Raw genomic sequence first — 12,436 nt, 5'->3', positions numbered from 1 at the left:
GGGGCACTTCATGCAAAATTCAATCGGCGCACCAAAGCAGAGGCTCAGCCTCAGCGATCCCAAAGTGCGTGCGTGGCTGTTTCAGATCATCACCATTGTGGCGGTGGTCTCGATGGGCTGGTATCTGTTCGATAACACGCAGACCAACCTTCAACACCGGGGTATTACTTCCGGTTTCAGTTTTCTGGAGCGCAGTGCCGGTTTCGGCATCGCTCAACACCTGATCGACTACACCGAATCGGACAGCTATGCCCGGGTGTTTGTCATCGGCCTGCTCAACACGCTGCTGGTGACGTTCATCGGCGTGATCCTGGCGACGATCCTCGGGTTCATCGTCGGCGTGTCACGACTGTCGAAGAACTGGATCATCAGCAAACTGGCGACTGTTTATGTGGAAGTCTTCCGCAACATTCCGCCGCTGCTGCAAATCCTGTTCTGGTACTTCGCGGTCTTCCTGACCATGCCGGGGCCACGCAACAGCCATAACTTCGGCGACACCTTCTTCGTCAGCAGCCGTGGCCTGAACATGCCGGCCGCGTTGGCGGCGGACGGGTTCTGGCCGTTTGTGGCGAGCATTGTCGTGGCCATTGTCGCCATCGTGCTGATGAGCCGCTGGGCGACCAAACGCTTCGAAGAGACCGGCGTTCCGTTCCACAAATTCTGGGTTGGCCTGGCGCTGTTCCTGGTGATCCCGGCGCTGTGCGCGTTGATCTTCGGCGCGCCGCTGCACTGGGAAATGCCGGAGCTCAAGGGCTTCAACTTCGTGGGTGGCTGGGTACTGATCCCGGAACTGTTGGCATTGACCCTGGCCCTGACGGTGTACACCGCGGCGTTCATCGCCGAGATCGTGCGTTCGGGCATCAAGTCGGTCAGCCACGGCCAGACCGAAGCGGCGCACTCGCTCGGGCTGCGTAACGGTCCGACCCTGCGCAAGGTGATCATCCCGCAAGCCCTGCGCGTGATCATTCCACCGCTCACCAGCCAATACCTGAACCTGGCGAAGAACTCCTCGCTGGCGGCCGGTATCGGTTACCCGGAAATGGTGTCGTTGTTTGCCGGTACGGTGCTGAACCAGACCGGGCAGGCGATCGAGGTGATTGCGATCACCATGAGTGTGTACCTGGCGATCAGTATCAGCATTTCCCTGCTGATGAACTGGTACAACAAGCGCATTGCGCTGATCGAGCGGTAAGGAATAGCGCATGAGTACTCATACTTTCAAACCAGACATGCCTCCACCGAGCAGCAGCATCGGTGTGATTGCATGGATGCGCGCGAACATGTTCTCCAGCTGGCTCAATACCTTGCTGACCCTGTTCGCGTTTTATCTGATTTACCTGGTGGTGCCACCGATCCTGCATTGGGCGATCCTGGACGCCAACTGGGTCGGCACCACGCGCGCCGACTGCACGAAGGAGGGCGCCTGCTGGGTGTTCATCCAACAGCGGTTTGGCCAGTTCATGTACGGCTACTACCCGCCGGAACTGCGCTGGCGCGTCGACCTGACCGTGTGGCTGGCGGTCATCGGTATCGCACCGTTGTTCATGTCGCGCTTTCACCGTAAAGCGGTGTATGGCCTGAGCTTTCTGGTGCTGTACCCGATCATTGCCTACTTCCTGCTGCATGGCGGCATCTTTGGCCTGACTCAGGTGGCGACCAGTCAATGGGGCGGCTTGATGCTGACCCTGGTGATCGCCACCGTCGGTATCGCCGGCGCGTTGCCGCTGGGTATCGTCCTGGCGCTGGGGCGTCGTTCGAACATGCCGGCGATTCGTGTGGTCTGCGTGACCTTCATCGAGTTCTGGCGCGGCGTGCCGTTGATTACGGTGCTGTTCATGTCGTCGGTGATGCTGCCGTTGTTCCTGCCCGAAGGCATGAGCTTCGACAAGCTGCTGCGGGCACTGATCGGCGTGATCCTGTTCCAGTCGGCCTACGTCGCCGAAGTGGTGCGCGGTGGTCTGCAAGCGATTCCAAAAGGTCAGTACGAAGCGGCTGCCGCGATGGGCCTCGGCTACTGGCGCAGCATGGGCCTGGTGATCCTGCCGCAAGCCCTGAAGCTGGTTATCCCAGGCATCGTCAACACCTTCATTGCGCTGTTCAAGGACACCAGCCTGGTGATCATCATCGGCCTGTTCGACCTGCTCAACAGCGTCAAACAAGCCGCCGCCGACCCGAAATGGCTGGGCATGGCCACTGAAGGTTATGTGTTCGCGGCCCTGGTGTTCTGGATTTTCTGTTTTGGTATGTCGCGCTATTCCATGCATCTGGAACGCAAGCTCGACACTGGCCACAAGCGTTAGGAGTTTTGTAATGAGCGAAGCAATCAAAAAGCCTGTGAGCCCTGAAGGCATTATTCAGATGCAGGGCGTGAACAAGTGGTACGGCCAGTTTCACGTATTGAAAGACATCAACCTGAACGTGAAACAGGGCGAGCGTATCGTGTTGTGCGGCCCGTCGGGTTCCGGCAAGTCCACCACTATCCGTTGCCTCAACCGACTGGAAGAACATCAGCAGGGCCGCATCGTCGTCGATGGCGTGGAGCTGACCAACGACCTCAAGCAGATCGAAACGGTGCGCCGTGAAGTCGGCATGGTGTTCCAGCACTTCAATCTGTTTCCGCACTTGACCATCCTGCAGAACTGCACCCTGGCGCCAATGTGGGTGCGCAAAATGCCCAAGCGTCAGGCCGAGGAAATCGCCATGCATTACCTGGAACGCGTACGCATTCCGGAGCAGGCGCATAAATTCCCGGGGCAACTGTCCGGTGGCCAGCAACAGCGTGTAGCGATTGCCCGCGCGCTGTGCATGAAACCGAAAATCATGCTGTTCGACGAACCGACTTCGGCACTCGACCCCGAGATGGTGAAAGAGGTGCTGGACACCATGATCGGCTTGGCTGAAGACGGCATGACCATGCTTTGCGTCACCCACGAAATGGGCTTCGCCCGCACCGTGGCCAACCGTGTGATCTTCATGGACAAGGGCGAAATCGTCGAACAGGCTGCGCCGAACGACTTCTTCGATAACCCGCAGAATGATCGGACCAAGATGTTCCTGAGCCAGATTCTGCATTGATGTCGGCTGACAGGTAAAACAAACCCGGCCCTGTGCCGGGTTTTTTGTGTGTGCTGTTCAGGTCACAGTGAGCGTTTCATGTTCTTTGTGAACGATGTCCTTGAATCCCCTCAAGTCTGCGCCTTCGCCAAAACTTCGCGCATCGGTGAGCAAATGGGGATAGCGATCAAGCAAGCGCATCAGCACCATCAATGCTTTAGGTGGAAGCAGTTCGCCGCGCTCGTAACGAGAAAACGCGTTATGTCCGCCTCCGGACAAAAGCAGAACGGCTTCTTTTTGCGACAGGTGCAGTTTGCGGCGGATGCGCTTCATCTCGCTGCCGATCATTTGTCTGCCGGCGAGGACTAACTCGTCGCCGGCATCCGAATAGCGCTCCGAGCAGCCGGGGTCGAGTATGACTTCCCCGCATGCCTGGCACTCCCATCCAGACAAATCATCAATCCGGCGCTCCATTCCTTTCACGCTCATGGTTTCACCGCGACCTTCGAAGTGGCTGCATTTCCTCGAGGGTTAAACCCAGGTCCCGGCCGTTTTTCCGCGCGGTTGCGGTAAATGCATTTTTCCCAAGCCGCCTGACATCGCCCTTGAGCACCGTGAGGTTGTAGTGGGGTGTGTTCTTTTCCATAAGAAGCTGTGAACCCTATCCCTGAAATTACCCTTAAAGGGTAATTTTGACTCATCGATAATCCCGCTCCATTTCCTTCTCTCTGACCGTAGGCGGTTGCCGTCCTACAGGTAGCTGACTAACATGTCAGAAAATTCATCCTATGATTGGATGAAAGGGCGAATTCCATGTCAGACATTTCTCCATTGACCAAGCGATCTTTGGTCGACCAAGCGCTGGACCAGCTGCGCCTTCGTATCACGCAAGGTGTCTGGGTCGTCGGCCAACGTCTCCCCACCGAGCCGGAACTGGCTACCGAGCTGGGCATCAGCCGCAATACCGTGCGTGAAGCCATGCGCGTGTTGGCGTTTTCCGGCTTGATCGAAATCCGTCAGGGCGACGGCAGCTACCTGCGGGCCGTCATCGATCCGCTGGACACCATGAAAGCCTTGTCCCGCTGCTCCCATGAGCAGGCCCGTGAGACGCGGCACATCCTTGAAGTCGAAGCCATTGGCCTCGCGGCACTGCGCCGGACAGACGAAGACCTGGTGGCGTTGCGCGAAGCGCTCGGCGTCAGCGGCAGCCACTACCACGGCGATCTCGACAGCTACATCGCCTGCGATCTGGTGTTCCACCGCCGTCTGGTCGATGCCGCGCACAACCCGACACTGAGTGAGTTGTATCGCTATTTCTCGAGCGTCATCGGCGCGCAATTGCGCCAGACCTTGAACATCACCCCGCGACGCCAGGAAGTGTTCGACCTGCACATCGAACTGCTGGATGCCGTCGAGCAACGTGACCCGGAACGGGCCAAAGCCCTGTCGAGGCAGTTGATCAATGAACCTTGAAACCGAGAACTCCATGTCCAGCAGCGATAGTAATTTCACGCAACCCAAGCGCACGGCGGAGCTCGAAGAGTTGCTGATCGACGCTGAAGCGGATGATGAGCAAGTCCAGCAACGTCACCCGATCCTGCGCCGGCCATGGCTGTTGTTACTGGGCTTGATCCTGGTGGCGTTGAACCTGCGTCCGGCGCTGTCGAGCATGGCGCCGATGCTTGGCGAGGTCTCGAAGACCCTCGGATTGTCGGCGGCCCAGGCCGGTTTGTTGACGACATTGCCGGTGCTCTGCCTCGGCCTGTTCGCCCCTCTGGCACCGGTGCTGGCGCGCCGTTTTGGCGCCGAGCGTGTGGTGTTGGGGATTCTGCTGACGCTGGCGGGCGGGATCATTTTGCGCAGTTCATTTGGCGAGATTGGCTTGTTTGCCGGTAGCGTGCTGGCCGGTGCGAGCATCGGTGTGATCGGTGTGTTGTTGCCAGGCATCGTCAAACGCGACTTCCCGAAACAGGCCGGCACCATGACCGGTGTCTACACTATGGCGTTGTGCCTGGGCGCCGCAATGGCCGCCGGCGCCACGGTGCCGTTGAGTGAGCATTTCGACCAGAGCTGGGCCATGGGCCTGGGCTTCTGGGTGCTGCCGGCGCTGGTCGCGGCGATTTTCTGGCTGCCGCAAGTGGGTGGGCACAAACAGGGCGCACACAACGTCGCCTACCGTGTTCGCGGACTGCTGCGCGATCCGCTGGCCTGGCAAGTGACGTTGTACATGGGCCTGCAATCGTCCCTGGCGTACATCGTATTCGGCTGGTTGCCGTCGATCCTGATCGGTCGCGGGCTGACACCGGTCCAGGCCGGTCTGGTGCTGTCAGGATCAGTGATCGTCCAGTTGGCCAGTTCTCTCGCGGCGCCTTGGCTGGCGACACGCGGCAAGGATCAGCGACTGGCCATTGTGGTGGTGATGCTGATGACCCTCGGAGGTCTGTTCGGCTGTCTCTACGCACCGATCGAAGGTCTGTGGGGCTGGGCGATTCTGCTCGGTCTGGGGCAGGGCGCTACCTTCAGCCTGGCGTTAACCCTGATCGTACTGCGCTCGCGGGACTCGCATGTCGCGGCCAACCTGTCGAGCATGGCCCAAGGGTTCGGCTACACCCTGGCCTCGATGGGGCCGTTCGCGGTCGGCATCGTGCATGACTGGACCGGCGGCTGGACGGCGCTGGGCTGGATTTTCGGTGTCATTGGCCTCGGTGCAATCGTTGCCGGCCTCGGCGCCGGACGTTCGCTGTACGTTCAGGTCGTCAGCGAAAAGGTCTGAACTACAGGTAAACAATGTCCAGGGTCGCCGAGCCGTCGAGTTGCACTTCGGCACTCAGGTCCAGTTCGGAGGTGGGCGCGATGACCGTTTCGACCGTCACCCGGCTGGTCAGGTTGCGGATGGCTATCGGGCCGGCGCTGCTGCCTGCGCTGTCGGTAAAGCCGAGATAGCTTCGGGAGCCCATCGGGATGGGCTGGCTGTTCGACGGGCTCCAGGCTTTGCCCCCCGTGGTCGAGTCGGTTCGATAGACCTGCGTCAGGTCGTCCACCACCGTGCTGGCAGGATCGAAGTTCAGCGAATACAAGCCGATTTTATTGTGGCTGTGGTCGTGGTTCAGGCCGTAGTAAATCTCGCTGTTGACGATGGCCGAGCCGTCGCGGTTGTCGCGCATCAGCAGAGCAAAACGCGTGAGCGCATTGCACTGAATGTTGAGGTCGAGTGTCTGGTCGCGCAGTCGAGTGCGCTTGTCGACGTTCAGGTCTTGCCGGGAGATTTTTCCGTAATCGACGAGGCCGCTGTTGGACAGCATCGGGGTGCAGGCAAGTGGGGTGATGAGGCCTGTGACCCTCAGGTCTGTCGATGAGGTGGCCAAGGTGAGCGGCGACATCAGGACGAAGATCGCCATCGTCAGCGCGTGTGGAGTCTTTTTCATGGGACAGGTTTCGCTGTGTGTGGTGAGCGGAATCAGTCCTTGCCCGAAGCAGGACCTCGGGCAAGATGCACGGCTTACAGGTACTTCATTTCAAATGTTGCTGAACCGTCGATAGTGACATCGTCGGTTAAGGTGAGGCTATCGGCGCGGGCAATGAAGGTGTAGATCGTCAGTTCCATAGTGAGCTCTTTCGCGGAGATTGGCGTGAGAGTGCCGACAGCGCTTATCGATGTGAGGTTATCCTTCAGGATCTGATAGATGCGCGTCCAACTCGCACCGTTATCAGTTGATCGGATCGAGTGCACAGGTTGTCCGTCCGCAAGCGCGCTTTGGATCGCTGGCGTGAAATAACCGATTTTTTCGTTATTGCTGGTCAGGCCCAATCCGAAATACGGGTTGGACGATGATGTTCCGGCTCTGTTATCAATACCGTTAAGTGCAAATGGAGTTGACGCGTCACACGCGACCATCAGCTGCATCGGATGACTGCCTACTCTCGTGTCACTTGTCAGGTTGAGGTCTTTTGCCTGCACTTGGCCGACGTCGACCATTCCTCCATCGGACAACGAAGGTGTGCACGCTCTCGGCGTGATGAGACCTGTGACAGTCAGGTCAATGCTCGAAGCCGCCACTGTATAAGGCGCAACGCCAATCAGTGCGGTGGCGGAGAGTGCTGCAAAGTACTTTTTGATCATTGTCTACTCACTTCTAGGGTTGTGTCCTGACTGCCCCGAGCCGCTCGAGTGCGTCCCGGATCCAGCAGGATCGGGTTGGGTGTTACAGGTAAATAATCTCGATCGTCCCCGCGCCATCGAGCTCGATGGCGCTGCTCAGGTCGAGGCTGTTGGTGGGGGCGATGACGGCATCGACAGTCACCGTGCTGCTGAGGTTCTGGATCAGCACCGGGCCAGCGCCGCTGCCGGTGTTGTCGGTGAACGCCAGGTAACGGCTTTTACCGATGGCGATCGGGTTGGCGCTGCCGGTGCTCCAGGCCGTACCGGCGATGCTGGAGTCGGTTCGATAGAGGCGGGCGAAGCCGTCGGCATGGGCGTCGGCCGGGTCTACGCGCAGTGAAAAACGGCCAATCCTGTTACCGCGGCTGTCTTTGCCCAGGCCGTAGTCGATCTCGCTGTCGAGCGTTGCCGAGCCTGAGCGGTTGTCATGCATGATCAAGGCGAAGGTCGTCGGCGCGTCGCAGCCGACCCTCAGCGTCAACGACTTGGGCGACAGGTGTGTGTCCTTGTCGGCGTGCAGGTCTTTTTTCGACAGGGTGCCAAAGTCGACCACACCGCCGTTGGACAGCACCGGTTCGCAGGCCGCCGGAGCGAATCGGGCGCGCAAGGTCGCCTCACGGGTGAGTCCAGCGGCGTCGAATACCCCAAAGGCTTCCCAGGTCACCGCGTCACGCACCTGCATGCCTTGCTCCTGAACCCAGGCCGTCAGCTCAAGCTGCGCCGAGAAACTGCGCCCCTGCACCGGCACGCCGGCTTGCACCGGGACGACCCCGTGCTCCGGTCGCCAGATCAGGCTCGACGCCGTTTCTGCCGGCGGCTGTCCGCCCCCGGCAATCAACCCGATATCGACCGATTGGCCATCGAGCACGGCATCGTGAATACGCATCTGATAGCTGCCGCGTTCAGCAAAGTGAAAGCGTCCGGCGGTCGCGGCCATCGCCCGGTAGAACAGGCTCATGTCGATGGGCTGCGCACAGCTCAAGGTCAGGCTGAGCTGGCGTTCACCAAGGTTGCGTTCGGATGCCGCATCAGGCCGTATCGACCGGTTCATCAGCCCGTAATCGAGCTCCGGCTGGCTCAGGTTGAACTGGCAGTCGTCCGTGGACGCCGAGGCCAGTGGCGTGAATCCGCTCAGTGCCAGGGGGGCGAGGGTCAATAGCAGGTAGCGAGACAGGGTCATGAAGTCATCCTCAGAGTGCTTGGCACTTGGCAGGGGCGGTTTCGTAGTACGCGTTGGCGTCGGCGTCGGTGGGCAGTTCGAAGCGCAGTTCGCAGCGCTCCAGCCCCGGCGCGCTGATCCACAGCGCACGGCGGTCGAGAGCGTTGGGCAAAAACACCAGGCCGCCGTCCTGCACCAAGGTCACGAATTCGCCATCCGCGGTGTTCACGGAGGCACCGCGCGGCAGGGGCGCGCCATTGGCGGTAGTGGCCTTGAGCAAGGCCCGACGGGTCATCGTGATGCCGAATTCAACGTTGTCGACGGCGCCGCGACCGGCCGAAATCACCGCCAGGCCGTTGTTAATGTCGGCGTTGCGGGGCAGGGTTTTGGTGTCGACTTCCACCGGGCTTTTGCCGTAAGCCCTTACTTGCGGGATCACCGCCTGACCTTGCCAGTCGGTCCACACCGGACCGCTGGGCGTCGACACTTTGATGGAACCCATGTCACCGACCGACAGCAATGCAAAGGTGTCGCTCACCGGGTACGGCGACAGCGTCACGCCACCACCGTGCAGCACGGCGCCACCGCGAGCGCTGGCCTGGTAGCTGGAGCGCTCGGCATCTGCGCGGGTGTAATTGAGATCGAGCTGGGTGTAGCGCGGCAGCAGCGAAACGCCGGCCGTGGATTGCACCTGTTTATCGCGCGTGTCGTGTTCGACGCCTACCCGGTAACCCAGTTGATCGTTGACCCGTTCACTCAAGCCCACGCCGCTGCGGTATTCGCCGGCGGAACTGCGCACCCAGCTGCGTGCCCGGCGGTTTTCGCCCAGCGGAATGCTGAGGTTCAGGTAGACGCTGTCATCGTTGCCGTTCGAACCGCTGAGCTGCCATTCGGCGGTCGCCGAGACGGATACACCCGCGATGCTGGTGCCCCAGGACGCGAGCGCGCGGCTGCTGCTTTGACCGTCGAACGAACTGGACCGGCTGAAGCCGCTGCTGAAGGCGCCGAGCCATGGATGCGACCATGACAGGGCCGCGCTTTGCTGATCGCGGTAACGGGATTGGCTGTTGTCGGACGTGTTGGCGAACACCGCCTCTTCCAGTTCCCGGTAACCCAGGGTTCGGTAAGAACTGCCGGCATTGAGCGCCCATTGCTCGTTTAGCCGATGCGAGACGCTCAGGTCAGCTTGAAGCCCTTGACTGGCTTGTCTGCCGCTGGCCTGCGCACCAGCGAGCGTGGCTTGCACCTGGGTGACACGTGAGGGCGACAGGCCGACGCTGGCACCCGCCGCGCGATAGTCGGCGGCACCGGTCAGGCCGGCGCTGAGCGACACTTGCGGGGTGAACGCGCCGCTCCAGCCGCCGCTGATGACCCAGGGATCGCCACCCTGCGCGTCACCGACATTGCGCACCTGACCGGCGCCCAGCGAATAACCGGGTGCAGGCAAGCCGACCCCCAACATCGCGGCCGGCACGGTAAAACTGCGCTCGCTGCCATCGGTCTCCTTGATCGTGACTTCCACGTCGGAGCGCGTGTTGAGCCGCCGCACATTGGTGAGCGCGAACGGGCCGGCGGGTACCACCGTGGAATGGATCAGTGAACCGTTTTGTCGGACCTCGACCTGGGCCTGACTGTTGGCGATCCCTTCAATGACCGCGCTTTGCCCTTCGACCTGCAGTGCTTGTTCATTCAGCACTTGCACGCCGGTGATCTGCGCGCCGGCGAGCACTGGGTTGTAGAGGTTGATCTGACCCGCCTGCAGCACTGCTTCCTGGCTGGCGAAAGTACGCTGGGCGTAGGCCGCAATATGAGTCGTTGTGGACACATCGTCCTGCCAGGTCTGCACCTGACGGCTGCGCACGATCCAGTCACCGGCATTGAAGCCGAGTTCAGTGTTGGCCGAGGCGTAGCGGCTGGTGCTGTTGGCAGAACGGCCGTGCAAACCGGTGACGTCGTAGTTGATCAAACCGGCGACACCACCGGTTTGATAGCCTGAAAAATCCCGGGCACTGGGGCGTATCGCATCGGTGGGCACGATCAACGACAGGGCCAGGGCCGCGGGGTCGGGTTCGATGACGGTCTGCGAAGCGCTGCCCAGAAAATCGTGGCATGGGCCATCGTCCAGCAAACGATCGGGCACCTTCAGGTTCGCTGCATCGAGCAGTGCGCGATCGAAGCACAACGCACCTTCGCGATCGAACGTGATATCGACCCGGCCATGACGCTGGCCGTTGACGATGAGCGTGACCGGGTGGCGGCCGGCCGTGAACTGCGGCGCCTGCATCAGCAGCGTCGCCAGCGCCGGATCGATGCCGCGCTGCAATAACGTGTCTTTGTCGAACGACGCGGGCATCGACACTTCACCGTAGGCGGCGAGCATCATCAGTGCGTTGCTCAGCAGCAAGGCCAATGTGGTTCGCTGCCATGGATGAGGGCGAGCGCCGTCCCGAATAACGGGCACGGCTTCGCCATCACGGTAATTCGATACTGTGTTCATCAGGATCACTTGGGTTATCGCGGCGTGCGTGCGGTTACAGACGCGCCTGTGGCAACGGCCAAGTGGCCGTCGCCCTGAAACATTGGCGCTCAACGTTCCTTGATGACGCCGTCAGGGGGTTCAGGACTGGATGGGCGCCTCGTAATGCGGTACTGCAAAGCCGTAGACCGTCGCCGGTTGAAAACGCACCTGTGTGGCGGCGCCCTCGGCGACCTTGATGCTGATGTGTTCACCGGGCAGCACGTAGGTTTTTGGCAGCATCGCGTTGCCCGCCGCCGGCAACAACTGCACTTCCTGGCCCAGACGCACCACATAAGGCGTGTCGTTGCGAACGGTCAGTTGACCGTCCTTCAGCGACCATTGAAGGTCGGTCCATGGCGTGCGATTGGGGGCCAGTCCTTTGGGGTGCAGGATCACCGGCAAGTTCTGGCGCACTGTCACGCCCACCCGTGCCTGCCCCGCCTCGGCGGCGGCTTTGCCTTGTGGGATACCTTCGAAGATCACGCGCTTCAAACGCTGAGTGAGCAGGGGTTTATCCGATTGCAGAATGAACCGCACCAATTGCGTTTTACCCGCTTCGATGCGCGCCAGTGGTGGTGTCACGAACACCAGCGACTCACTGTCTTCGGCAATGTCTTCGAGGGTGACGTGCATCAACGCCAGGTTGGCATCGGTGTTGGTCACGGACACGGACGCTTCGCCGTCGGCCTCGTTGATGATGACCACCGAAGTGTTCGGCACCATGCCGTCGGCCTGGGCGTTTGCAGTCAGCAGCAGGGCGAATGCGCCGATGCCCGAATGGAACAGATGACGGGTGACATTGGAAAACATCGTCATGACGTGTCTCGTTGATTGTTCGAAAAAATGGAGCCGGGAATACCGGTCGATCAGTAATTCAGTTGCAGGGTGACGTACCCGTCGATGGGGATTTCATCGGTCAGCGTCAGGTCATTTGCGCGCACGATGGTGGTGAATGCCGTGAGCCGTGCGCGCAAATTCTTGATGGCGATCGGTGTGCCGAGGTCGTTCAATGCCGCGAACGCGGTCCGGCCGGCGTGCCCCAGGTAGGAGGACACTCGCCAAGTGGCACCGTCGTTGAGGGAAATGATGGTTTTCACCGCAACCCCATCGGCCACCGTATCGAACAGGCCCAGTGCAACGCTGCCCAGGTTCTGGTCGTCGTTGATGACGCCCAGCCCGTGACTATTGGGGTGAATGGCGGACGTGCCTTCGCGGTTGTCGATCGTCGTCAGGGTAAACGGCGTGGCGGCATCGCAATTCACCTCCAGATACAGCGTGCCGTTTTCCAGGGCTGTGGGCTGGTCCGGTCTCAGGTCTTTCACCGTGACTTTGCCATGGTCGACGATGCCGCCGCCGGACAGGCTGGGTGTGCAGGCGCTGGGGGTGATCAGGCCGGTGACGCTCATTTCTGTGCTGCTGGAGGCGAGGGCCATGGGGGCACAGGCGAACAACAGTGGAGCCAATAGAGCGAAGGAGCATCTTTCCATGATGGGTCGTCCTTTGAGTGAGCGGGCAACGCTGTGTGCCAGGCGTTGCTCGTTGATGA

Annotated in this window: 11 protein-coding genes and 1 pseudogene; 5 read left to right on the top strand and 7 right to left on the bottom strand. The window is 60.6% G+C overall.

Translation table 11 applies throughout. From position 1 onward, the window contains the following. The first annotated feature begins 10 nt into the window (after positions 1-10). Genes H8F22_RS08565 through H8F22_RS08555 form a run of 3 tightly spaced genes read left to right on the top strand, consistent with a single transcriptional unit; the run spans position 11 to position 3,075 of the window. On the top strand, positions 11-1,192 hold the full coding sequence (locus H8F22_RS08565; protein ID WP_059181582.1) for an amino acid ABC transporter permease: 1,182 nt from the start codon (positions 11-13) through the stop codon (positions 1,190-1,192). Positions 1,193-1,202: 10 nt separating this feature from the next. Beyond that, on the top strand, positions 1,203-2,300 hold the full coding sequence (locus H8F22_RS08560) for an amino acid ABC transporter permease (RefSeq protein WP_027924861.1): 1,098 nt from the start codon (positions 1,203-1,205) through the stop codon (positions 2,298-2,300). A gap of 10 nt (positions 2,301-2,310) precedes the next feature. Then, the gene (locus tag H8F22_RS08555) at positions 2,311-3,075 is read left to right on the top strand and encodes an amino acid ABC transporter ATP-binding protein (protein WP_010463090.1); all 765 of its coding nucleotides are present in this window, start codon (positions 2,311-2,313) and stop codon (positions 3,073-3,075) included. A 57-nt stretch (positions 3,076-3,132) separates the two neighbouring features. On the opposite strand, the pseudogene H8F22_RS08550 reads toward H8F22_RS08555, so the two are convergent. Beyond that, a pseudogene (locus H8F22_RS08550) lies at positions 3,133-3,567 on the bottom strand (type II toxin-antitoxin system MqsA family antitoxin); the annotation flags it as partial. Positions 3,568-3,867: 300 nt separating this feature from the next. On the opposite strand from H8F22_RS08550, the gene H8F22_RS08545 reads away from it, so the two are divergent. Both H8F22_RS08545 and H8F22_RS08540 read left to right on the top strand, forming a co-directional pair. After that, the gene (locus H8F22_RS08545) at positions 3,868-4,527 is read left to right on the top strand and encodes a FadR/GntR family transcriptional regulator (protein ID WP_059181581.1); all 660 of its coding nucleotides are present in this window, start codon (positions 3,868-3,870) and stop codon (positions 4,525-4,527) included. Continuing rightward, entirely contained in the window at positions 4,517-5,827 is a 1,311-nt protein-coding gene (locus H8F22_RS08540) for a CynX/NimT family MFS transporter (RefSeq protein ID WP_059181580.1), read from the top strand. The genes H8F22_RS08545 and H8F22_RS08540 overlap by 11 nt, the downstream gene beginning before the upstream one ends. A gap of 1 nt (position 5,828) precedes the next feature. Here the strand turns inward: H8F22_RS08540 and H8F22_RS08535 are convergent, their stop codons facing one another. The 6 genes from H8F22_RS08535 to H8F22_RS08510 all read right to left on the bottom strand — a co-directional run bounded on the left by H8F22_RS08535 (position 5,829) and on the right by H8F22_RS08510 (position 12,377). Then, positions 5,829-6,479, bottom strand: coding sequence for a DUF1120 domain-containing protein (locus H8F22_RS08535; RefSeq protein WP_059181579.1), 651 nt, complete (start codon positions 6,477-6,479; stop codon positions 5,829-5,831). 74 nt (positions 6,480-6,553) lie between these two features. After that, complete coding sequence (locus H8F22_RS08530; protein WP_194939954.1) at positions 6,554-7,174, bottom strand: DUF1120 domain-containing protein; 621 nt, start codon at positions 7,172-7,174, stop codon at positions 6,554-6,556. Positions 7,175-7,256: 82 nt separating this feature from the next. Beyond that, positions 7,257-8,393, bottom strand: coding sequence for a DUF1120 domain-containing protein (locus H8F22_RS08525; RefSeq protein WP_059181577.1), 1,137 nt, complete (start codon positions 8,391-8,393; stop codon positions 7,257-7,259). Between the two features lie 10 nt (positions 8,394-8,403). Continuing rightward, positions 8,404-10,869 (bottom strand): fimbria/pilus outer membrane usher protein, encoded by a 2,466-nt coding sequence (locus tag H8F22_RS08520; RefSeq protein ID WP_194939953.1) that lies wholly within the window; start codon positions 10,867-10,869, stop codon positions 8,404-8,406. A 120-nt stretch (positions 10,870-10,989) separates the two neighbouring features. Next, entirely contained in the window at positions 10,990-11,706 is a 717-nt protein-coding gene (locus tag H8F22_RS08515) for a fimbria/pilus chaperone family protein (RefSeq protein WP_194939952.1), read from the bottom strand. A gap of 50 nt (positions 11,707-11,756) precedes the next feature. Next, positions 11,757-12,377 (bottom strand): DUF1120 domain-containing protein, encoded by a 621-nt coding sequence (locus H8F22_RS08510; protein ID WP_027924869.1) that lies wholly within the window; start codon positions 12,375-12,377, stop codon positions 11,757-11,759. Positions 12,378-12,436: the final 59 nt, after the last annotated feature.

Origin of the sequence: Pseudomonas mucoides (assembly GCF_015461845.1) — a bacterium.
GTDB lineage: Bacteria > Pseudomonadota > Gammaproteobacteria > Pseudomonadales > Pseudomonadaceae > Aquipseudomonas > Aquipseudomonas mucoides.
The sequence above is the reverse complement of the archived record's forward strand: the minus strand, read 5'-3'. Positions and strand labels throughout refer to the sequence as shown.